The sequence below is a fragment of the Paraburkholderia sp. SIMBA_030 genome (assembly GCF_046535245.1).
Classification (GTDB): Bacteria; Pseudomonadota; Gammaproteobacteria; order Burkholderiales; family Burkholderiaceae; genus Paraburkholderia.
Window position 1 is genome coordinate 118,786 of record NZ_JAWRXB010000002.1, and the last position, 21,378, is coordinate 140,163.

Here is a 21,378-nt window from a genome sequence, read left to right on the forward strand (position 1 = left end):
CCCCGCTTCTGCCGATTGTGCGCTCTACGGCGCTTCCGTTGAGTCGAGAAGACGGGCGGCTTCACGCCTTGCCTGCTCGGCCTCACGCGGTCGCTGGATCTGACTGTAGAGCGTACCCAGGTTGCCGAGCGTCCGTGCTTCATCCTGGCGGTAGGCCACGGGATTATCTCGCGATAGAGTCCGATAAAGGTCCAGCGCGTTCCGGTAGGCGTCTTCCGCCTCGCGTGGGCGCCCGGTGTGACTGAAAAGGACACCTAGATTATTCAGCGTTCGCGCTTCGTCCGGCTGGTAGGCAGCGGGGCTTTCTCGCGCGAGCGCTCGATAGATTTGCAACGCATCCTGATAAGCCTGCCGTGCTTCCTTCGGCCGTTGCGTGGCACGATAGAGCGCGCCAAGATTGGTGAGCGTGCGCGCCACGTCGGGCCGATAGAGTGCCGGACTCTTCCGGGCAAGCTGCCGCCGGATCGTTAGCGCTTCCTTGTAGGCATGCTCTGCTTCCGGGCGTTGCTGCATAGCGCTATAGAGGTTCCCGAGATTGTTGAGCGTACGCGCGAGTGCCGGGCGATAGGCCGCGGGGTTGCCGCGCGCGAGAGCTTGCTGGATATTGAGCGCCTCGCGATACGCCTTCTCCGCATCGCTCGTGCGTTGTGTGGCGACGTACAGGATGCCGAGGTCGTTAAGCGTCGTCGCGATATCAGGCTTGTAGGTCGTGGGGTCGCGATAAGCCAGTGCACGGTCGATGTCCAGCGCCTCGCGGTAGGCATCCGCGGCTTCCTTCAGGCGCTGTGTATCGCGATATAGGACGCCGAGGTTGTCGAAAGTTTCCGCCACAGCGGGCCCATAGGCCACAGGGTTCTGCCGCGCCAGCATCCAATAGATCTCCAGCGCCCGCAGATAGGCGAGCTCCGCCTCCTTGGGCCGCTGCAGCCCAACGTAGAGGTTGCCAAGCTTGTCCAGCGTGCGCGCAATCTGGGGTTGGTAGGCGGCGGGCTTCTCCTGTGCAAGCACGTGATAGCGTGACAGCAGCGTGCGGTAAATCGATTCCGCACGTTCGAACTCGCGTTGCTCTTGCAAAGTGTCGGAAAACGCAGTCGCAATGTCGGTGTCTTCCGGTTGCAATGCGTAGGCCTTTTCCAGATACGGCAGTGCATTCTGCGGCGTGAAGCGCAGCAACTCGATTTCGCCAGCCTCATAACAGCGCGCCGCGAACACCTGCACGGTGCTCTGTTTTTCGGCAAGCAGCCTGGTCATCAGTTTTGATGCGCCGTCCAGATCGACGCGCTCGAGCGCGTCGTATCTCTGCAGTTCAAGAGGATCGGAACTTCGTGCGATCGACGATCTGCTCAGCAGGTCCTCGTAACGTGCGGCCCATTTCCGGGCTTCGGCTACCAGGTCTGCATCGGGCCGCGCCCTGATTTGCTGGGCAAGGTGCTCGATTAGCGGTTCGATGTTGGTGAACACAGTATCGGTCTTGCGCTCAATGCGGCCCGATTGCGCATGTACGGCACCCAGTATCACGTTCGTCGCTCTCGCGAGCGAGACTATCTGGGCACTGGAGAGTCTGGCGCCCTTCACCGCATGGTTCAACTCGGTGGTCATGCGGTTGAGGGTTCGGACGGGGAATCCACAATCGGACTGTACCTTGAGGCCGTCTTCGACATCGACCTCGGACAATGCCGGAGAACACGAACTCGCCGCGTCCGCAGCCAGATATCCTCCGGACAGCACGGCCATCGCCACACCCGACAGAATTTTGCGCGCACTCATTTCCTTACAGTTCAATTGTCGGCAGTCTCGTAATTGACGTACATTGATTGAATGCCAACGCGTCCCGGTCCTGTGAATCTGTTCACGATGAAATTCATGCCGGCTCCGAAGAACCCGCTCGTGAGCTTGTCAACCACTGTTTCCATTTTGACGCCTGGTGTCTTGTACAGCCAACCACCCGGTTCGATATCAATGGTCTCGCCGGCCGCGAGCTCTTTCTCGAATACGTTCCCGTAACCGTGTAGCCAGAGCACACCTTCACTCGACTCGCTCCGGAAGTTATCGATGAAAAAGCCGCTTTGGCCGAAAAGCATGTTACTGAAACCGCGCACGCGTTCGAAGGTGTATTCGACGTTTGCAGTCGCCGCCAGGAACTGATGTTCGCGTACATGCAGTTCCTCGCCTCTCCCGAGGTGAATCGGAACGATGTGTCCCGCCCCATCCCGACTGAAAGCGATCGTGCCATTGCCGCTCGCCTCGGTGACGAAGATCTGCATGCCCGCCATCATGCGCTTCAATGCGCCTTTCATCGGGCGCAAGCCAATCTTCACGTTTGAATTCTTCCAGAGCAAGATGTGGTGCTCGAAGAAGACCGACTGACGCGACACGTCGACCGAGAGCACCGGCACAAGCTCGCCGCCAATGTGATACGTGACCCCGCCATATGTTTCGTCGGCGGCGCTAGTGGGCATGAGTGTCGGTAACTGGTTCATCCTTGACCCCGTTGTGCACACGTGATGCGAGAGGTTTCCTTATCTCGCGCACGCGAAAATCGCCTTGTGCTTTTCCGATTAGGGGCAGAGATCGTGGCTAAAACGTTCCAGTCCATGCTTTAACTTTTCCGCTTTACTTGATTAATCGCAAGCCAGCTGACTTGGCGGCCTTCGCGTCAAATGTCGCCGTGTACTCGCAATGTGCATCATGGCAAACGCGCTCGATCAGGCAGTCCGCAAAATCGGCCTTCGAGGAAGTGAACACGCGAAGGGCTTTCCAGACTGTCTCGGCAGCTTCAACGCGCAATTCCTTAGTCCGAAGAAAACCTTCGACCACCTTTGCAATCTGGTCACGATCCGCCGCGTACAAGCTGGAGAGAACCCACACAACTTTGACCAGAGCAACCTGCGTTACGTAACCGGGCTCGTCGGCCGTCAGCGACTCGATCAGCATACTCGCCTTCCGAGACTGTGCTACGTCATCCTGGGCGATGTAGCGGACGAGCACGTTTGTATCAAGACCGATCATTAAGCACCGGCTCCGCGCGCAGCGATGGCGGCATTCATATCTTCAACGGACACAGGCTTGGCCGGCTTCCCGACAAGCCCTTTGAGCGATTCCACTGATTTTGTCGCGGGCACCAACTCGTAGCGACCGGTGGTCTCGTTGAGGACGAATTTTTGAGGTAAGGCGACGGGGAGTTCAAGGTCTGAAGTCGGCTTTTTATCTCCCTGTCCAGCTTTATCGGTCGTTAAAGCAGAGACTTCAGTGTGCCAAGCCTCGCTCTGACAGACCGTCAATCGCAGTCGTCATCGAAAGCGGCCATAGCCTCACGGCGCTCGCGTGCGGACACTTCAATATAGGGAAGGACATGATCCAGATGCGAATGGCCGAGCAGCAACTGAACGGTGTCAAGCGAGTGGTCCAGCGCTACCAGGGTTTGTCGTACTTTCCGTGCAAAATCTGGCATTTTGATCCTGAAAATTCATTTTGATCAAGTACTTGCGAAATTGCTGAGTGCGCGAAAGCTACCGATCGGCCGAGGCTTGCTGCGAGCGGCTCTGTGCGCTGCTACCGCCATATTTTGCACGGAAAGTACGACAACCCCATTTAGCTCAGACACGACATTTCTATAAAGCCCTGACACCAGATTTGTTGATTCTTGGTACCTACGGCGAGATGTTGCGCGACAAAGAGAATGGTCCATGTCAGCGTTTATCGACGCCTGAGTAATGTTTTGCAAGGAAAAACCAACAGGAACCGTTGCGTCGCATGCGTGGCCGTTTCTGTTGCGCAGAATCCGGCTGGAAGCCTTGAGCTACCGTCGCAGGATGCCCGAAAAACGCAACAGTCCCAAACATACCAAAAGGGTTGATAATTTATATTATGTAAAATTATCAACGCAGGAAACGGCACGGTATTCCCGCAAACGATTTCCTGCCCCTCGCCGCCTAAGCCATCATGCCGCACCGGACCAATACAGATCAAGCCTCGTCAAGGCCAAGTCAACATGGCGACCTAACTCATGCCGCCATGTTTCTCACTCAACTCGACTAGAACGAATGCTTCATCCCGATCCGCACATCGCTCTGCGTATTCGACGTCGACGGCGTAAAGCTATAGCCGATCACCGCATTCACGCCATCCGATGCGCGCAGGTAGTCGCCGGAAATATAAACGTCGGTGCGTTTCGATAACAGGTAATGCAGTCCGAGCGAGCCCTGATTCCAGTGGTTTCCTTCGAAGCGCGTGTGCTGATAGCCGCCGTACAAAACCAGCGCCGGCGTGAAGTTGTACGACGCGCCCGCTTCATAGACCTGCATGTGCGAGGTCTGCCCGAAACCCTTGATTGTCGTGTACGTGAAATCGCCCGAGAGCATCAGGTTGCCCATCGTATAGGCCGCACCGATCGCGAACGCGCCTTGCTTATCGACTGGGAACGCCGACGAGCTATATAGATCGGTTACCGCGCCGGTCGTCGGATTGACGGAAACGGTCGGCTGGCCGAGGAAGGTCCGCGTGCCGATCATCGCGTACGGGTCGAACGCATAGATGCCGTACGGATTGTTCAACTGCGTATACGCCGCGCCGATGTTGAACGTGCTGTGCTCGTAATACGCACCCACGCTCCATGCGCTCTTCTCATGGAAGTCGCCGGCAGTATTGCCGAACGAGTACATGCCGCCGAACTTGAAGCCCGAAAAATCGTTCGATACGAATTTGACGGAATTCGGCAGACGATCGCCGTTCATGCGGTCGAAGTCGCCCTGGTGGATCGCGTAGCCGCTCGCCCACGAAGAGATGTTGTACAGATAGACGAACTCATCGGTCATGTCCAGCTGGTTGCCGAACGAGAGCGTACCCCAGTTGTTCTTCAAGCCCACGTACGCCTGCCGTCCAAACTCCGCACCGCCAAATCCCAATTGTCCGTTGCCAAGATGGAAACCCGATTCGAGCACGAATACAGCCTGCAAGCCGCCGCCAAGGTCCTCGATACCCTTGAAGCCGATCCGGTTGCCGTACGAAACGCCGTCGTCGAATTTGAACTGATGGGCGCCGCCGGCATTGTTCACGTAAGTGATACCCGCATCCAGGATACCGTATAGCGTGACGCTGCTCTGCGCGTGGACAGCCGCGGGCGCGCATGCGGCGCTTGCCGCGAGAGCAAGCCCCGAAAGGCTGACGGCATTTCTCTTCTTCATTTAATTCTCCCCTGCTCTTTGCCTGCGTATTTCGTTGGATAAAGCGATCCCTGCTGCGTGCAATACCTTCTTACGCGCGGCGCTTCTCGCATGACGGGCAGAACTATACTGATTGAGACCGAGTGAAGCTGGAGGCGATGCATGCAATGTGTCCAGCATGCATCGACGGACCAAGAATACGGGTCCAGATTTATGGGGATTCGACCGGATGCGACATAAATCTGTCGAGTAGCGACCTGGTGGTTAGGAATGCCGTTGTTATTTCATGCCGAGTGCAGTCTGCACGGCTTGCAGGCCATTGGCCCCACTAGCGGTGTTCACGCCTTCGAGCCATGACTTCAATAATTCCGGGTGGCGCTTGAGCGCATCGGCGGCGGCCACGTCAACGCCGGTCTTCTTTTCCAGCACATCGGTGATCACGCCGTTTTCCAGATCGACGTTGAACGTCAGTTGCCGGAACAGGCGGCCGACGTTCGGGCATTGTTCGGCGTAACCCGTGCGCGCAACGGTATTGACCGTGGCGCCGCCATAGTTCGGGCCGAAGTACTTGTCGCCGCCGTCGAGATAGGTCAGCTTGAATTTGGTGTTCATCAGATGTGGCTCCCACGCGAGGAACACGATCCATTTCTTCTCGCGAACCGAACGTTCGACCTGGGTGAGCATGCCGGTCTCGCTCGACTCGACGAGCTTCCAGTTACCGAGCCCGTACGCTTTTTCATCGACCATCTTCTTGATGTTCTGATTGGCCGGCGCGCCCGGCTCGATGCCGTAGATCTTGCTGTCGAACTTGTCGGCGTGCTTCGCGAGATCGGCGAACGAATGCACGCCGGCCGCTGCCACGTAGTCCGGAACCGCGAGCGTGAATTTCGCGTTGCTCAGATTCGGATGCACGACCTCGATCGACTTTTCGTCCTCGAACGGCTTGACGACTGGCGCCTGCGCGGGCATCCAGTTGCCGAGAAACACGTCGATCTGCCCTTTCTTCAAACCCTGATAAGTAATCGGCACCGACAGGTTCGCCACGTTCTGCCGGTATCCGAGCGCCTTCAGCAGAACGCCGGTCATCGCATTGGTCGCATCGATGTCGGTCCAGCCGGGCCCGGCCATGTTGACCTGGGTGCACGATTGCGGCTCGGCCGCCGACGCGAACGTGGTCGCCGCGCATAGCAGCACGACGCTGGATACCGCCTGTTTGAAGAGTTTTTTCATGTCGGCTTCCTGAGGGTGAGATGAGAGTGAGATGAATCGCTTACGAACGCACTGACATACGCACTAACGAACCACGGCCGGGAAACGCGCCATCGCTTCGAGCGTATCGAGGTCGATGTGATTGCGCATATAACGCTGGCTTGCATCGACATGCGGTTGCCAGTCCCATGACGCGACCGTGCCTTGTGTCGTGGCCTCGAAATGAAAACGGCGACGCCGCTGGCTGCTCAGCACGTCGTTGTGCAGCACGGTGAGATTCCAGCGCCGGGCGATCTCGGCGCGAAACGCCGCGACTTGCGATGCGTACTCCGCGTGCGCAGCGAGGTTCTCGCGTTCCAGCGGATCGGCAGTGACGTCGTACAGCTGGTCCGGATCGGCCGGCGTGTGAATGAACTTGAAGCGGCCACGCCGCAGCATCACAATCGGCGCGATGGCGCCCTCGCCCAGATATTCGCCGATCGCTTCGTCATGGCCACCATGTATGCCATGTGCGCCGAGCAGATGCGGCACGAGGCTTTGGCCGTCGAGCGGATCGGGCCATGCGGCGGGCCGTTCGCCGCGCGCCAGCTCCACGAGCGTAGGCAGCAGATCGAGATGCGACACCGACTCGCTCACGCGATGCGCGTCGAACTTCCTGGGCGCATGCACGATCAGCGGCACGCGGCAGCCGCCTTCGAAAAACGTCATCTTGTACCAGAGGCCACGCTCGCCGAGCATCTCGCCATGATCGGACGTCACCACGATCATCGTGTCCTGCGCGAGCCCCGATTGATCGAGCGCTTCGAGGATCGCACCGAACTGGTCGTCGACGTACGAGATCGCGCCGTAGTAAGCGCGGCGCGCATTGCGGATCTGCTGGACGGTCGGCGGCGTGCGGTCGGTTTCGCATACATGGCGCAGGCGCTTGGAATGGGGATCGGCTTCATCGAACGAATCGCGATGCATGGGCATGTCGATGTCTTCGTCGCGGTACATGTCCCAGTATTTTTGCGGAATCGCGTACGGGTCGTGCGGATGCGTCAGCGAGGCAACCATGCAGAACGGCCGTGCATCTTTACCTGCATGACGCTCACGCGCGATATCGAAGAGCTTCTGACGCGTGGTGAACGTGACTTCATCGTCGAAGTCGAGCTGGTTCGTGCGCAAGCAGGGACCGGCGTCGATCACCGAACTCATGTTGTGATACCACGTCGGACGCGTCTCGAAATTGTCCCAGTCGGGTGTCCAGCCGAAATCGGCGGGATAGATGTCGGTGGTCAGGCGCTCCTCGAAACCGTGCAACTGATCGGCGCCGCAAAAATGCATCTTGCCTGAGAGAATCGTGCGATACCCTTGCGCGCGGAGATAATGCGCGAACGTCAGCGTTTGCGACGGAAATTCTGCTGCGTTGTCATAGGCGCCGATTGCGGACGGCAGCTTGCCGGACAAAAAAGAAAAGCGCGACGGCGCGCACAAAGGACTCGCGCAGTACGCCGATTCGAACACGACGCCCTGCTTCGCCAGCCGGTCCAGATTGGGGGTTTTCGTCAGACTATGCCCGTATGCGGCAAGCGCGAACGGCGTCATCTGATCGGCCATCAGAATAAGGATATTCGGTTTCGTGTCAAGCATTGGAGCGCGCCTCGAATAGAATCGCAAGTGTCGGTGCAAGTGTTGAAGCAAGTAGCGGGACGTGAGTGCGGTCCCGGCATGCGCACTACTATTGCCGTCCAATTCGCCGCTGTGAAGACAGCAAATCGTTATGTGCCTATAAGGGGGGATTATGTCGAGGCAGGATCGCTTGCCGCCGATGCAGGCGTTGACGATGTTCGAATCGGCAGCGCGCCTGGCCAGCTTCACAGCGGCCGCGCGCGAACTGGGCTCGACACAGCCGGCGGTCAGTCAGCGCGTCGTGCAGCTCGAAGAAGCGCTCGGCGCGCCGCTATTCGAGCGCGGCCACCGCGGCGTCACGCTGACGGAAGACGGCGTGCGCCTTTTCGAAGCAGTTCGTAACGCGCTCGACACGATTCGCCTCGCCACCGCCGGGATCCGCGCACGGCACACGCCGCAAACGCTCACGCTGTGCACCGACTTCGGCTTCGCGACCTACTGGCTAATGCCGCGCCTGTCGCAATTCAAGGCGCTGATGCCGGACGTCGACGTCAAGATCATCACGTCGCAGAACGTGTTCGATCCATCGCACAATCAGGCGGACATTGCGATCGCTTTCGGCGATGAAGATGCGGACTGGACCGCCCGCGGCGCAGTCAAACTGTTCCCGGAGCGCGTCACGCCGGTGTGCAGTCCGGCTTTTCTCGCCGCACATCCACAGTTGCGCTCGCCGTCCGATCTGACAAGGCTGCCGCTGCTGCATCTCGAACCGACCCATCCGGCACGTTGGCTGTCGTGGGCCGACTGGTTCGCCGCGCAGGGTCTCGACGCGCCGGCCGCGCATCGCAGCATCACGTTCAACAGCTTTACGCTGGTGGCGCATGCGGCAATCATGGGCCAGGGTGTCGCGCTCGGATGGGCACCGTTAGTTGACGAACTTCTCGCGACTGGGCAACTCGTCGAACTGTTCGATACGCCGGTCGTCACCGAACGCGGCTATCTGCTCGTCACGCAGCGCGCGGCTACACCCGCGATCAACGCATTCCGCCAATGGCTGCTGGGCGAGTGCGGGCTCGATGCCGAGTAGCCGCTGACGCTCCCATTCCAGCGCGACGGCGGTTAGCTTCTATCCGTGGGTATCGCTGATTTGCTCTACTTCGACGATGCATGCCGCGCCCCGCGGCGTTGCCCTATCGCCTAAGTGGAGAGCGCATGTCCGCCGATTCCCGTCCCGATCAACTGGTTCTCACCGTCGCGTGTCCGAGCGCGGCGGGCCAGGTCGCCGCCGTCGTCGGCTTTCTCGACCGGCACCATTGCTATATCGACGAACTGACCGTGTTCGACGACGACCTCAGCGAGCGCTTCTTCGTGCGTTGCGTGTTTCATGGCGTCGAGCGTGATGAGCCGCTGCACGTCGGTGCGCTACAGCGCGAGTTCGAACCGATCGCCGAACGCTTTCAGATGACATGGGCGATGCACGACGTCGGCACGCGTCCCAAGGTGCTGATCATGGTATCGAAGCTGGAACACTGTCTTGCCGATCTGCTGTTCCGCTGGCGCATGGGCGAACTGAAAATGGATATCGTCGGCATCGGCTCGAATCATCGCGACTTCGAACCGCTCGCGCAGCAGCACGGCTTGCCGTTCCATCATCTGCCGATCAGCGCCGACACGAAACCGCAGCAGGAGGCGCGTCTGCTCGATCTGTTCGAGACTTCGGGCGCGGAACTGATGATCCTCGCGCGCTACATGCAGATTCTTTCCGGCGAAACGAGCCGCGCGCTCGCGGCACGTGCGATCAATATTCACCATTCGTTTCTGCCCGGCTTCAAGGGCGCGAAACCGTATCATCAGGCGCATGCGCGCGGCGTGAAACTGATCGGCGCGACCGCGCATTTCGTCACCGACGATCTCGATGAAGGCCCGATCATCGAACAGGTGGTGGAGCGAGTCGATCACTCGTACAGCCCGGAACGCTTGCTCGCGACGGGGCGCGACGTGGAGTGCATCACGCTCGCGCGCGCAGTGAAGGCATTCATCGAGCGGCGGGTGTTCATCAATGGCGATCGAACTGTCGTGCTGCAATAAAAAAACGCCGCTATTTAGCGGCGTTTTTAGAAGTGTTGCCGCTCCAAAGCGGCAACTCATTCGGCAATCAATCGCATCACCTCGGCGTCACTTCACCCAGCTATCCACACGATCCGCATGCGCACCAATCCACGCATCGGCAGCAGCAGTCGGCTTCTCGCCGTTCTGCGTGGCCAGCATCACGCTGTCGATCTCGCCCGGTTTCCACTGGAACTTCTTGAGGAACGCAACCACCGTCGGCGCCTTCTTCTCGAGATCCGGATTCACGACGCTATCCACGTGCTCCGATTCGCCGAACACTTTCTTCGGATCGTCGAGGAACTTGAGCTTGTACTTCGCGAACATCCAATGCGGCTTCCAGCCGGTCACGATGATCGGCTTGCTCGCCGCTTCCGAGCGCGCCAGTTCCGCGGTCATTGCGCTGCCCGAACTCGGCATCAACTGATAATTCAGGTTGTAGGCCTTGATCGCCTCGCTGGTCTTCTGCATCACGCCCGCGCCGGCATCGATACCGACGATGCGCGAGCCGAACTCCGCCTTCTTCGCTTCCAGATCGCCGACCGTCTTCACGTCGGCGTTCTCAGGCACGATCAAACCGATCTTCGCATCGTTGAAGTTCGGGCCGAGGTCGACGACCTTGTCCTTGAAATTATTCCAGTACGCGCCGTGCGTGATCGGCAGCCACGCGGACAACGTCGCGTCGAGGTCGCCGCGCGCCACGCCCTGCCACATCACACCGGCCGCGACCGGCACAAGTTGCACCTGGTAGCCGAGCCGCTTCTCGATCACGCGCGCGGCCACGTTCGAGGTCGCGACGCTGTCGTCCCAGCCTTCCACATAGCCGATCTTGATGGTCGGCTTCGCATCGGCCGACACACCCGCGCTGGTTGCAGCCAGCGCTGCGCCCAACGCGCTCAATACCAATACCTTCCTGATCAGTCTCATCGTCGCTCTCCCGTTCGCCATCCAAACTACCCATTAAGCATTAAGAATCGCTAGCCAGAATTACCGGGTAACGTTCATTTCCGACATCGAGTTGTCAGGACGCGACTTCGCTCCCCGCACTCGTTTTATTGTCTTATTTATCCACCACCAGATCGCTCAGCGGCTTGCTGCAACACAGCAGCACCATCCCCTGGTCGATCTCGCGCTGGCGAATCCCGCCCGCGTGTTTCATAGCGACTTCGCCGGATACGAGTTTGACCTTGCAGGTGCCGCACATGCCTTGCGTGCAAGACGCCGGCAGCCGCACGCCAGATTTTTTGGCGGCGTCGAGCACGTGCTGCCCGCTGCCGCATTCGATCTCGCGATTGCTCTTCGCGAAGCTCACCTTGAATTTCGTTTCCGTCTCGACTGGAGCCGGCGCGAAACCCGGCGCCTGTTCACGTGCATCCGCAAAACGCTCCACATCCGCGGTCTGCAACGCGTCTGCGACGAGCACGGTCGTCAACTGTGTTGCCACTTCGCCGACTGTCTCGAATGAAAAACTTTCTTCGTGATAGTGGCGGCGATCGAAGCCGCCCTCATCGAGCAGATTGCGCACCGCCTGCATGTACGGCGCGGGCCCGCAAGTGAAAATCTCGCGATCCAGAAAATCCGGTGCGATGAGCTTCAGCAGCGGCAACGTCAGAAAGCCCGTTACGCCTGGCCAGTTGGTGCGCGCACCGAGCCGTTCACACACGAACGCCGTGCGGAAATTGGCCTGATTCGACGCGATCAGATCCAGCTCGCGCGCGAAGATGATGTCGTCCGGCGTACGCGCGCTGTGCACGAACACGATGTCGCTATCCTCGCCGAGTTCGTGATGCGCGCGGCTCATCGACATCAGCGGCGTGATGCCCGAACCGGCTGAGAGGAACAGGAACTTGCGCGCCGGGTGCCGTGCGCAGGTGAATTCACCGGATGGCCCGAGCACGCGAACCTGCGCACCGGCGTGCAGATTGTCGTGCAGCCAGTTCGACACCTTGCCGCCCGGCACCCGCTTGACGGTGATCGAAATGGTGTGCGGGCGCGTCGGCGGCGACGAGATCGTGTAGCAGCGATTCACCGCCTCGCCATCGATGTCGAGTTCCAGCGTAATGAACTGACCGGGCTCAAAGACAAACGCCCGTTCGGACGGCGCACGAAAGAAAAAGCTTTTGACGTCGTGCGTTTCCTGACGGACCTGGCAGCACACCAGCGTGTCGTCGGTATCGCTGTTCCAGCGCGCGGGCAGCGTCTCCCAGAACCGCGGCTGGGTAACGCGGTTGGGCACCGGCTCCGGGCTGAGCTGAAACGTCGCCTGATCGCGCATCATTATTTTCTCCCGCTCCTGGTTGCGGCGTCGCGCTCAGCGCTTGAAGGACACGACTTTTTCGCCGTGCGCAGCCGGCGCAACATCGCCGGCATCTGTTGTTTGGGGTGCATTGCTGTAATCCGCCATGCGGCCGATGTACCACTCGCAGAATTTCTCGACAAGCCCTTCGGTGAACGGCGAATACGGACCCGGCTCATAGGCGCTGCTGGTCGCGCCGCGTTGCGAGTACTCGACGAGCGCGCGGTCCTGGTCGTTCGTCGCGCGCCACACGGCCGTGAGATTGTTCACGTCGTAATCGACGCCTTCCCGTGCGTCCTTGTGCACGAGCCACTTGGTGCGCACCAGCGTTTTACCCGCGGAGAGCGGAATCACCGAGAAACTCACGATGTGGTCGCTCATGAAGTGATGCCACGAATTCGGCTGCGTCCAGAACGACAAGCCGCCGAGATCGGCCTGCTCGAAGCCGCCGAGCAGTTTCTTCGACGCGACGCGCGCATCCAGCGTCTGCGATTCGCCGTCCCGATCGAGCGGCAAGCGTTGCGTGCGGAAACCGGTGACGAGGTCGGCAAGCCGTTCGATCTCCGCGGACGGCAGCTTCATCGCCTCCCATTGCGCAGTACGGCGCGCGACGGTCGCTTCGAATGCGGCCATGCCTTCTTCGTTGTCCGGCGTGCGTTGATAGCCGAAGCCGTATTCATAGAGGGAAACCGTCAGCTCGGGATGGTTCGCGACGCAGTGATAGCACTCGCGATTGTTCTCCATCGTGAGCTTCCAGTTGCCTTCCTCGATGATGTCGATCGACGCAGCGACCTTGCAGCCCGCCAGATCGTGCGGCAGCAGATACGGCTCCATTGCCGCGCGCACGACGGCGAAGTCGGCGGGTGGATTGTCCGCCAGACAGATGAAGATCAACCCGGCGAGATTCTCGACGTGGACAGTCTTCAGACTATGTTTGCAGCGGTCGAACTGGTCGCCCATGTGCTCGGCGAACATCAGGTCGCCGCTCAGGTTGTAGGTCCAACTGTGATACGGGCAGACGATATTGCCGAGCGAGCCTTTATCCGTATTGCACAGCCGCGAGCCGCGATGGCGGCAGACGTTATGGAACGCCCTCACCTGCATGTCGTCGTCGCGCACGATCAAAATTGAATCGTGGCCGATTTCCACTGTGATGTAGTCGCCGGGCTCCGGCACGTCCGGTTCGACGGCGACCTGAATCCAGTGTTGCCGGAAGATCGCGTCCATGTCGAGCGCGAAAATTTCCTCGCTCGTATAGAAAGGCGCTTCCAGCGTGTAGTTCTTTTTGCGGCGTTCGATCATTGCGCGAACGTCTGCGGAAACTTTCATGGTGTGCTCCGTTGCATGTCACATCTGGCGCCGCGCCAGGCCCTCCTGGTCGCATGCTCGCCTGAACCGGAAATCAGTAATCCACGAGTTGATGCTCGCGCAAATACGCGAGAATCACTTGTGCTTTTTCGACGGAACTCCCTTCAATTACGACGCTGCCGCCGCGGCTTTCGGTTGTTGTCGCCGACAGCATGCGGGCGTGCCCGGAACGCTTTTCGGCGGCGGCGAGGCGCACCGGTTTGGCAGTCGCGGGACGGGTCGTCCAGGCGAGGTCGTCGGCGTTGCCGCCGGCTTGTGTTGCGACCGGGCGGATCGTGCCTTCGCGCAGCCGTGCATATGCGTAGCTGGGCGCGGCGTTCGCCAGCGGATGCACGGCGACCAGCGCGGGCAGCTTGGCCTCGACGCGCCGGCGCAAGCCCTTCGGCATGAATTGCCGAACTTCCGCGCTACCGTCGCGGATCGTCAGATCGACCGCAGCGCCGACAAGCGGAATGTCGAGCGTGCTAGCGAGCCGGTACGGCAACATGCCGCTATCGAACGCGCCCTCGGCACGGGTGCCGGTCAGCACGAGATCGTAGCCTTGCAGACGCGCGGCAAGCGGCACTACCGCATCGCCCTGCAAATCAGGCGTTGAAGGCACATCGCGCACGTCGAGCACTTCGACACAGCGCGCGCCGAGCGCGAGATACTCCTGCAGCGCGGGATTCGACGGATCGCCCGCATGCAACACATCGAGCGTCGCGCCGTGCGCTGTTGCGAGCGAGAGCGCGATCGTCAGCGCGGCGGCATCGTTACGGCTGTAGCGCGCGGTGCCGCTGACCGGATGACGGCCCACGGAAACCAGTACGGCGATCTTCATGCGAGGGCTCCTTCCGCGGCAGCCGGGGACTTCAATAGCGTGGCGCCGGTTCCGCGCGCACTGCGCGCGGCCGCCGCGGCATCGTTCAGCGCCGCAATGGTTTCCTGCGCATCGGCGATGACGGTCAGATTGGCGCGTTTGGCGATCGGCGCACTGGCGTCGAGATTCACGGCGATCACGTGCCGGCAATCCTTGATGCCTTGCAAATGCTGGACCGCGCCAGAAATGCCGAAGGCGATATAGACGCTGGCTTCGACGGTCTTGCCGGTCGCACCGATCTGCTTGTCGCGGGTGAATTTGCCGTCGTCCACGGCGACGCGGCTCGCACCGATCGCGGCACCCAGGGTGGCCGCCAGACGCTCGAACGCGGCGACGTCGCTCACGCCGTTACCCGCCGATACGATGAAATCCGCTTCTTCCAGTGCAAGCTGAGCGGCATCGATTTCCTCGATGCCGAGGTCGCGAATGGAACCTTTGGACGCAACAGGCTCGCCATCGAAGCGCCACACGACCCGCTCACCCGCGCCGACAAACGGCAATTTTGGATCGACGGCGTTCGGCGCGAGCAGAACGACCTCCGGCAGCGCGCGCGCCGCGAATGCCGAATTGGTCCGGATATACGTCGCGACGTGCGTCGCATCGATCTCGACGACATGCGTCGCGACGCTCGCGTTCACAGCAGCGGCGTAACGGCGGCCAAGATCGCCGTCGCCGGTTGCGTTGTCGGGCAGGAAAACGTGCACGGGTGCATACGCCGCGATGCACGCGGCCAGTGCGTTCAATTCGTCGACCGGCGAGAACGTACGACGGTCGAACATCGGCAACTCGATCAGCTTGTCAGCGCCGAGCGCGGCGGCATCGTCGCCGAATTCGCCGAATACGAGCAGCACGACTTCGCTCTGCGCATCCGCGATCAGCGCGGCGGCGGCCAAGGTCTGGCGCGCGTGGTCGTCCAGCGCGCCGCGCTCGGCGTGCGCGGCGACCAACAGCACGCGTTGCGGCGCGGCCGTCGTGCGGCGCGGCTTCACCTGGGCGCGATGCGCAGCGCCCGCGATCGAAAATTCCATCGAGCCGGCTGCACCCGTCACGCCGAGCGTAATGCGCTTGAGCCCATCCGCCGTGATCGTGAACGGCCGGCGCGGATCGATTCGTTTGAGGTTATTCATCGCGTTACTCCAGCGCAGCAGCGACCAGTTCGGCGACGTCGAGCACTTCCGGACGCGGGCCGACCACACCTTCGAGCATCGCCGTGCAGTTGGGGCAGCCCACCGCGACGATCTCGGCGCCGACCGCGCGCGCGTCGGCGATGCGGATATCGGGAATGCGTTTCTTGCCGGGAATGTCGGTCAACGGCGCACCGCCGCCGCCACCGCAGCAACGTCCACGCATGCCGTTGCGTTCCATCTCGACCACCTTGATGCCGATGGTTTTCAGCAAGCGCCGCGGTGCTTCCGTCTCGCCGTTATAGCGGCCCAGATAGCACGGATCGTGATAGGTGATCTTGCGGTCCGCGAATGCGGCGACCGCGCGCGGCGACAGCTTGCCGCTCGCGACCAGTTCTTCGATCAGCGCCGTGTGATGCTGCACCTCGTAGAAACCGCCGAGCGCGCGGTATTCGTTGCGCAGGCTGTGCAGCACGTGCGGGTCGGCGGTGACGATCTTGCGGAACGCGTACTGCGAAAGCGTGCCGATCAGCTTGGTGGCGAGTTGCTGGAACGTCGCTTCGTCGCCGAGACGCCGCGCCGTGTCGCCGGTATCGGTTTCGACGCCGCCGAGCACCGCGTAGTCGATGCCCGCGCGATTCAGCACCTTGACCAGAGCGCGCAGCGTGCGCTGATAGCGCATGTCGAACGCGCCTTCGCCGGCGATCAGCAGCACGTCGACCGGCCGCCCCGGCTGTGCCACCTGCACCTGCAAATCGACGGCCCAGTCGTAACGCGCGCCGATGTCATAGCCGTTCGCGCTGCCGGTCTCGCGCAGATTCGCCAGCGTGATCGGGCCTTTGCCTGGCACGCTGCCTTCGACCAAAGTCTGATTGCGCCGCATGTCGACGATCGCATCCACATGCTCGATCAGCATCGGGCACTCCTGCACGCAGGCGCGGCAGGTCGTGCAGGACCACAGCGTATCCGCTTCGATCAGGCTCGAGATCAGCGGCTTGCCCGGCGCACCGCTGTGCTGGCCGACCGGAATGCCGGGCGTCGGGCTGCCCGCATATTCGGCGTCCGTGCCGCCCACCATGCCGGTGACGAGATCCTGAATCAGCTTCTTCGGGTTGAGCGGCTGGCCGGCGGCGAACGCGGGACACGCCGCTTCGCACTTGCCGCACTGCACGCAGGCGTCGAAGCTCAGCAACTGGTTCCAGCGAAACTCGACCGGCTTGCCAACGCCGTATTCCTTCGCGTCGAGCAGCGGCGCCTTCAATGCGGTCGGCGGCACGACGTCGTGGTCGTTGCGCTCGGCAAAGCGCTCCTGACGCGGATGAAACGCGAGGTGCAACAAGCCGGCGAGCGCATGCTTCATCGGGCCGCCGCGCGCTGCGCCGAACGTCATCGTGAAAGCACCCGCGGCGATCAGCAACGCGACGATGATCGCAAGCGCCCCGGACATCGCGGCGGCGGGCAACGCGATAAACAGCACCAGGCCGAGCGCGAACGAACCCAGCAGCAGCGGCAGATGATCCCAAGGCCCGCGCGAGAGCCGCGCCGGCACCGCCTTCGCGCCATGCCGCCGGCGCCAGACGAACACCGCGCCGACCAGCATCACGAGCGCAGCCAGAAAGATCAGCTTGTCGAGCCACGGCGAGTAGATCGCCAGACCGTAGTTGACGAACACCAGCGCCATCGCGAGAATCGCGCCGCCCGCGGTCGCGACGTGCGTCTTCGCGATGTACGGATCGCGCGCGACGACATGATGCAGGTCGACGAAATAGCGCTTGGGAATCGCGAGAAGGTTGGTCCAGCCATAGGCGCCCGCCGCCGTGGCGCGGCCTTCGCGCCAGTAAGCCGCGCGTTTTGCGAGTGCGAACGCCAGGCCGGCCACCGAAACCCACAGCAGGACAGTGATGACAAACACGGGGCTCATCGTCAGAAATCCTTGCAAAGGCGCAGCGCGTCGTAGATCGCGCCGTGAATGTTGTGCATCGAAATGCAGTCGCCGACGCGGAACAGCAGGAAGCGGCCGTTGCCGGGTTCCTCGCTCAACGAGGGCTGCGGCTCCGACGCGAACAGCTTATGCACGTCGACCTGGCCGCGATTCACGGACTCCGGCTTGAGCGCCCAGTACAACGCGTCGTTCGGCGTGCTGCCGTTTTCGATCACCACCTGATCGACCGCGCGTTCTTCCTGCTCCTCGGTGTACTCGTTGCGGATCACGGCGATCTTCTTGCCGTCTTCCTCATACACCTTGTCGAGCCAGTAGTTCGGCGTGTGGATCACGCCTTGTGCATAGAGGCGGCGATAGAAAATCGGGAATGTGGTGCCGCCGACGTCGTCGGCCACCTTCACGTCCGGCGTCACGATCTCGACGTTCGAGCCGCGGCTCGACATGAAATCCGCGACGCCCGCGCCGGCATGCGTGCTGACGCCGTCATAGACGAGCACGTTCTTGCCCGGCTCGACCTTGCCCGACAGCACGTCCCACGAACTCACCGCGAGTCCCTGCTCGACGCCCCACGCGGCCACTTGCGACGTGAACGACGAGCCGCCTGTGGCCAGCACGACGATGTCCGGCTTCTCCGCCATGATGGTTTTTTCGTCCGCGGCAACGCCAAGGCGGCGGTCGACACCAAGCCGCTTCGTCTCCATGTCGAACCAGCGCACGATGCCCGCCATCTGTTCGCGCTGCGGCGCTTTCGCGGCCAGCATGATCTGCCCGCCGACGTAATCGTTCTTCTCGAACAGCACCACGTCGTGACCGCGCGACTTCGCGACGCGCGCCGCCTCGAGTCCGGCCGGACCCGCGCCGACCACGACCACCTTGCGCTTCGGCCCGCGCGTCTTCGCGATCACGTGCGGCATGGTTGCTTCACGCGAAGTCGCCGCGTTCTGCACGCACAGCACGTCGAGCCCGTTGTACTGCCGGTCGATGCAATAGTTCGCGCCGACGCACTGCTTGATCTCGTCTTCCCGGCCGTCGCGAATCTTGATCACCATGTGCGGATCGGCAATCTGCGCGCGCGTCATGCCCACCAGATCGACCATGCCGCTCGCCAGCAGCCGCTCGGCCTGCCCTGCATCGCGGATGCTTTGCGCGTGCATCACCGGCAGCTTCACCACCGACTTGATGCCGGCTGCGAGATGCACGAACGGCTCGGGCGGCAGCGCCATCGGCGGCATGCAGTTCGCCAGGGTATTGTGCGTGTCCGCGCCCGACCCGATCACGCCGACGTAATCGATCAGGCCCGACTCCGCCATGGCCTGGGCGATCTCTTTCAGTTGTTCGTGGTCGAGGCCGTCTTCATGGAATTCGTCGCCGCACATGCGCAGTCCGACGCAGAAATCGGCACCTACAGCTTCGCGCACCGCCTTCAATACTTCAGTGCCGAAACGCAGCCGGTTTTCGAGCGAGCCGCCCCATTCGTCGGTACGGAAATTCGTGCGCGGGCTCCAGAACTGGTCGATCAGATGCTGGTGCGCCGCCGAGATTTCGACGCCGTCCATGCCGGCATCCTTCACGCGTTTCGCGGCCGCCGCGAAGTCGCTGATAATGCGGCGAATCTCTTCCACTTCGATGATCTTGGCGTTGCCGCGGTGCACCGGCTCGCGCACGCCGGACGGCGACATCAGATGCGGCCAATGTTCGCCGTGAAATGCCGAGCGGCGGCCCATGTGGGTGGCCTGAATCATGATCTTCGCGCCGTGCCGGTGCATCGCTTCGGCGAGGCGCGCGAGCGGATCGATGACCTTGTCGGTCGAGAGGTTCACCGACTTCCACCAGCCTTGCGGACTGTCGATCGAAACCGGGCTCGACCCGCCGCACACGGCGAGGCCGACGCCGCCCTTCGCCTTTTCCTCGTAGTAACGGATATAACGGTCGCCCGGCAAACCGCCCGGCTCCGCATAGACCTCGGCATGCGCAGTGCTGACGATGCGGTTGCGCAAGGTCAACTGGTTCAGCGTGAGAGGCTTGAAAAGGTTCGGGTAACGCATCGCGATCGACCTCGGAATGGATAGGCTTATTGCGCTGTGCCGGGCGCGTTTTCGTGGGCGCTTGGTGGGCGCTTTCGTGGGCGGATTAGTGCGCCATTACGACGCGAGCGGCGACACTTCGAATACGCAGTGATCGTGGCCTTCAGCCGCGCATTGCGCTTCCTTCGACCAGGACGGCGGCCCCTTCTTCACCGCATCCGGTGCGGTGTCGTTGACCCAGTCCATCGCGCCCGCGAACCAGCCGGCGAACATGTAGCAAAGCTTGCCTTCCTTGCCCGGCTGCGCGAGCACGAACGACGAGTGATGCAGTTCGATGCGCGCACGCGCGCTGGACGGATCCGCTTCCGTGATCCTGAAGAGGCCCCAGCCGCGTTGCGACAAGCGGTTCAGGTAATGCTCGAACACCGCCATGCCGGCAATGCCGTGCTGCTTCGCTTCCTTGTCGCACCAGAAGTACGCGGACTTGTAGCCGGCCTTGTAGAGAATCTCGGCATACGCATCGCGGCCGAGCGCTTCTTCGACGGCGGTGTGATTGTTGGTGAAGAAATGACGCGGCACGTAGAGCATCGGCAGCGCGTCGGTGGTCCAGACGCCGGTGTTCGGATCGACGTCGATAGGCAGTTGAGGTTGCATGTGGAGACTCCGTTTTATATGTGGGCGGTTTTATCGGCGAATGGAGATCAGACCGTCCACACTTCGCCGAACACTCGAACCCAGTTCTCGCCCATGATCTTCCTGATGCGCGTCTCGCTCCAGCCGGCGCGCTCCATCGCGGCCGTCAGGTTCGGAAACTCGCCGATCGTACGGATGCCTTCCGGATTCACGACTTTGCCGAAGTTCGTCAGTTGGCGATAACGGCCCTTGTCGTGGGTGATCCAGTCGAAGAACTCGGTGCTATAGCCTTGCGTGAAGTCCGTGCCGATACCGACCTGGTCTTCGCCGATCAGATCGACCACGTATTCGATCGCTTCGAGGTAATCTTCGACCGTCGCGTCCGGGCCGCGCTTCAGGAACGGCGCGAACATCGTCACGCCGACGAAACCGCCCGCATCGGCGATCTCTTTCAGTTGTTCGTCGGACTTGTTGCGCGGATGCTCTTTCAGTCCCGACGGGCAGCAATGCGAGTAGCACACCGGTTTTTTCGACGCGGCAATCGCTTCGGACGACGTCGTGCCGCCCACATGCGACAGATCAACCATGATGCCGACGCGGTTCATCTCCTGGATCACTTCGCGCCCGTAACCCGACAGTCCGCCGTCGCGTTCATAACAGCCGGTGCCGACCAGATTCTGCGTGTTGTAGCAAAGCTGGACCACGTTCACGCCGAGGTCCTTGAACGCTTCGATATAGCCGAGGTTGTCCTCGAACGCGTGCGCGTTCTGGAAGCCGAAGATGATGCCGGTCTTGTTCTCTTTCTTCGCGCGGAAAATGTCATCGGTGGTGCGCACCAGCGTGAGGATTTCACCGTACTCGCGAATCTGCTGCTTCATTTCGGCGATGTTGTCGACCGTCTTCTGGAAGCTTTCCCAGACCGACACCGTGCAGTTCACCGCGGTTACGCCGCCCTTCCTCATGTCCTCGAACACCGAGCGCTCGAACTTCGAAATGTTCAGACCGTCGATGATGATGCTGTTGTCGTGCAGGTTGCTCATCGTT

19 protein-coding genes are annotated in these 21,378 nt (G+C 61.3%); 2 read left to right on the forward strand and 17 right to left on the reverse strand.

Annotated features, from left to right (window positions below; translation table 11 throughout):
- Positions 1 to 24: 24 nt before the first annotated feature.
- The 8 genes from SB772_RS03675 to betC all read right to left on the reverse strand — a co-directional run bounded on the left by SB772_RS03675 (position 25) and on the right by betC (position 8,003).
- Positions 25 to 1,734, reverse strand: a complete 1,710-nt coding sequence (locus tag SB772_RS03675; RefSeq protein ID WP_410831926.1) for a tetratricopeptide repeat protein — start codon at positions 1,732 to 1,734, stop codon at positions 25 to 27.
- A 44-nt stretch (positions 1,735 to 1,778) separates the two neighbouring features.
- Positions 1,779 to 2,480, reverse strand: a complete 702-nt coding sequence (locus SB772_RS03680) for an AIM24 family protein (RefSeq protein ID WP_410831927.1) — start codon at positions 2,478 to 2,480, stop codon at positions 1,779 to 1,781.
- Between the two features lie 133 nt (positions 2,481 to 2,613).
- Positions 2,614 to 3,009 carry a PIN domain-containing protein gene (locus tag SB772_RS03685; protein ID WP_410831928.1) on the reverse strand — a complete coding sequence of 132 codons (396 nt, stop codon included), beginning with the start codon at positions 3,007 to 3,009 and terminating at the stop codon, positions 2,614 to 2,616.
- Entirely contained in the window at positions 3,009 to 3,281 is a 273-nt protein-coding gene (locus SB772_RS03690; protein ID WP_410831929.1) for a hypothetical protein, read from the reverse strand. The genes SB772_RS03685 and SB772_RS03690 overlap by 1 nt, the downstream gene beginning before the upstream one ends.
- On the reverse strand, positions 3,278 to 3,451 hold the full coding sequence (locus SB772_RS03695) for a hypothetical protein (protein WP_410831930.1): 174 nt from the start codon (positions 3,449 to 3,451) through the stop codon (positions 3,278 to 3,280). Before SB772_RS03695 ends, SB772_RS03690 begins: the two co-directional genes overlap by 4 nt.
- Positions 3,452 to 4,034: 583 nt before the next feature.
- Positions 4,035 to 5,183, reverse strand: a complete 1,149-nt coding sequence (locus SB772_RS03700; protein ID WP_410831931.1) for a porin — start codon at positions 5,181 to 5,183, stop codon at positions 4,035 to 4,037.
- A gap of 258 nt (positions 5,184 to 5,441) precedes the next feature.
- Complete coding sequence (locus tag SB772_RS03705; RefSeq protein ID WP_410831932.1) at positions 5,442 to 6,392, reverse strand: choline ABC transporter substrate-binding protein; 951 nt, start codon at positions 6,390 to 6,392, stop codon at positions 5,442 to 5,444.
- 63 nt (positions 6,393 to 6,455) lie between these two features.
- Positions 6,456 to 8,003 carry a choline-sulfatase gene (betC, locus tag SB772_RS03710; protein WP_410831933.1) on the reverse strand — a complete coding sequence of 516 codons (1,548 nt, stop codon included), beginning with the start codon at positions 8,001 to 8,003 and terminating at the stop codon, positions 6,456 to 6,458.
- A 151-nt stretch (positions 8,004 to 8,154) separates the two neighbouring features.
- Between betC and SB772_RS03715 the strand changes: the two genes are divergently transcribed.
- Positions 8,155 to 9,069 carry a choline sulfate utilization transcriptional regulator gene (locus tag SB772_RS03715; protein ID WP_410831934.1) on the forward strand — a complete coding sequence of 305 codons (915 nt, stop codon included), beginning with the start codon at positions 8,155 to 8,157 and terminating at the stop codon, positions 9,067 to 9,069.
- Between the two features lie 125 nt (positions 9,070 to 9,194).
- Positions 9,195 to 10,070 (forward strand): formyltetrahydrofolate deformylase, encoded by an 876-nt coding sequence (gene purU / locus SB772_RS03720; RefSeq protein WP_410831935.1) that lies wholly within the window; start codon positions 9,195 to 9,197, stop codon positions 10,068 to 10,070.
- Positions 10,071 to 10,157: 87 nt separating this feature from the next.
- Here the strand turns inward: purU and SB772_RS03725 are convergent, their stop codons facing one another.
- The 9 genes from SB772_RS03725 to SB772_RS03765 form a co-directional block, all read right to left on the reverse strand.
- The gene (locus SB772_RS03725; protein WP_410831936.1) at positions 10,158 to 11,015 is read right to left on the reverse strand and encodes a glycine betaine ABC transporter substrate-binding protein; all 858 of its coding nucleotides are present in this window, start codon (positions 11,013 to 11,015) and stop codon (positions 10,158 to 10,160) included.
- Between the two features lie 133 nt (positions 11,016 to 11,148).
- Positions 11,149 to 12,366 carry an FAD-binding oxidoreductase gene (locus tag SB772_RS03730; RefSeq protein WP_410831937.1) on the reverse strand — a complete coding sequence of 406 codons (1,218 nt, stop codon included), beginning with the start codon at positions 12,364 to 12,366 and terminating at the stop codon, positions 11,149 to 11,151.
- Between the two features lie 33 nt (positions 12,367 to 12,399).
- Positions 12,400 to 13,713, reverse strand: a complete 1,314-nt coding sequence (locus tag SB772_RS03735) for an aromatic ring-hydroxylating oxygenase subunit alpha (RefSeq protein ID WP_410831938.1) — start codon at positions 13,711 to 13,713, stop codon at positions 12,400 to 12,402.
- Between the two features lie 73 nt (positions 13,714 to 13,786).
- Positions 13,787 to 14,572 carry an electron transfer flavoprotein subunit beta/FixA family protein gene (locus tag SB772_RS03740; protein WP_410831939.1) on the reverse strand — a complete coding sequence of 262 codons (786 nt, stop codon included), beginning with the start codon at positions 14,570 to 14,572 and terminating at the stop codon, positions 13,787 to 13,789.
- Positions 14,569 to 15,738 carry an electron transfer flavoprotein subunit alpha/FixB family protein gene (locus SB772_RS03745; RefSeq protein WP_410831940.1) on the reverse strand — a complete coding sequence of 390 codons (1,170 nt, stop codon included), beginning with the start codon at positions 15,736 to 15,738 and terminating at the stop codon, positions 14,569 to 14,571. Before SB772_RS03745 ends, SB772_RS03740 begins: the two co-directional genes overlap by 4 nt.
- 4 nt (positions 15,739 to 15,742) lie before the next feature.
- Positions 15,743 to 17,656, reverse strand: coding sequence for a (Fe-S)-binding protein (locus SB772_RS03750; protein WP_410831941.1), 1,914 nt, complete (start codon positions 17,654 to 17,656; stop codon positions 15,743 to 15,745).
- 2 nt (positions 17,657 to 17,658) lie between these two features.
- Complete coding sequence (locus SB772_RS03755; RefSeq protein ID WP_410831942.1) at positions 17,659 to 19,722, reverse strand: FAD-dependent oxidoreductase; 2,064 nt, start codon at positions 19,720 to 19,722, stop codon at positions 17,659 to 17,661.
- 96 nt (positions 19,723 to 19,818) lie between these two features.
- Positions 19,819 to 20,355, reverse strand: a complete 537-nt coding sequence (locus tag SB772_RS03760; RefSeq protein WP_410831943.1) for a DUF5943 domain-containing protein — start codon at positions 20,353 to 20,355, stop codon at positions 19,819 to 19,821.
- Positions 20,356 to 20,402: 47 nt separating this feature from the next.
- Positions 20,403 to 21,374: a dipeptidase gene (locus SB772_RS03765; protein ID WP_410831944.1), complete on the reverse strand. Its 972-nt coding sequence runs from the start codon at positions 21,372 to 21,374 to the stop codon at positions 20,403 to 20,405.
- Between the last annotated feature and the right edge of the window lie 4 nt (positions 21,375 to 21,378).

Excerpts from the sequence above, each read along its gene's own strand:
- SB772_RS03675 (WP_410831926.1), bottom strand. The coding sequence starts at position 1,734 with ATGGCCGTGCTGTCCGGAGGATATCTGGCTGCGGACGCGGCGAGTTCG.
- SB772_RS03680 (WP_410831927.1), bottom strand. The coding sequence starts at position 2,480 with ATGAACCAGTTACCGACACTCATGCCCACTAGCGCCGCCGACGAAACA.
- SB772_RS03685 (WP_410831928.1), bottom strand. The coding sequence starts at position 3,009 with ATGATCGGTCTTGATACAAACGTGCTCGTCCGCTACATCGCCCAGGAT.
- SB772_RS03695 (WP_410831930.1), bottom strand. The coding sequence starts at position 3,451 with ATGCCAGATTTTGCACGGAAAGTACGACAAACCCTGGTAGCGCTGGAC.
- SB772_RS03700 (WP_410831931.1), bottom strand. The coding sequence starts at position 5,183 with ATGAAGAAGAGAAATGCCGTCAGCCTTTCGGGGCTTGCTCTCGCGGCA.
- SB772_RS03705 (WP_410831932.1), bottom strand. The coding sequence starts at position 6,392 with ATGAAAAAACTCTTCAAACAGGCGGTATCCAGCGTCGTGCTGCTATGC.
- betC (WP_410831933.1), bottom strand. The coding sequence starts at position 8,003 with ATGCTTGACACGAAACCGAATATCCTTATTCTGATGGCCGATCAGATG.
- SB772_RS03715 (WP_410831934.1), top strand. The coding sequence starts at position 8,155 with ATGTCGAGGCAGGATCGCTTGCCGCCGATGCAGGCGTTGACGATGTTC.
- purU (WP_410831935.1), top strand. The coding sequence starts at position 9,195 with ATGTCCGCCGATTCCCGTCCCGATCAACTGGTTCTCACCGTCGCGTGT.
- SB772_RS03725 (WP_410831936.1), bottom strand. The coding sequence starts at position 11,015 with ATGAGACTGATCAGGAAGGTATTGGTATTGAGCGCGTTGGGCGCAGCG.
- SB772_RS03730 (WP_410831937.1), bottom strand. The coding sequence starts at position 12,366 with ATGATGCGCGATCAGGCGACGTTTCAGCTCAGCCCGGAGCCGGTGCCC.
- SB772_RS03735 (WP_410831938.1), bottom strand. The coding sequence starts at position 13,713 with ATGAAAGTTTCCGCAGACGTTCGCGCAATGATCGAACGCCGCAAAAAG.
- SB772_RS03740 (WP_410831939.1), bottom strand. The coding sequence starts at position 14,572 with ATGAAGATCGCCGTACTGGTTTCCGTGGGCCGTCATCCGGTCAGCGGC.
- SB772_RS03745 (WP_410831940.1), bottom strand. The coding sequence starts at position 15,738 with ATGAATAACCTCAAACGAATCGATCCGCGCCGGCCGTTCACGATCACG.
- SB772_RS03750 (WP_410831941.1), bottom strand. The coding sequence starts at position 17,656 with ATGAGCCCCGTGTTTGTCATCACTGTCCTGCTGTGGGTTTCGGTGGCC.
- SB772_RS03755 (WP_410831942.1), bottom strand. The coding sequence starts at position 19,722 with ATGCGTTACCCGAACCTTTTCAAGCCTCTCACGCTGAACCAGTTGACC.
- SB772_RS03760 (WP_410831943.1), bottom strand. The coding sequence starts at position 20,355 with ATGCAACCTCAACTGCCTATCGACGTCGATCCGAACACCGGCGTCTGG.
- SB772_RS03765 (WP_410831944.1), bottom strand. The coding sequence starts at position 21,374 with ATGAGCAACCTGCACGACAACAGCATCATCATCGACGGTCTGAACATT.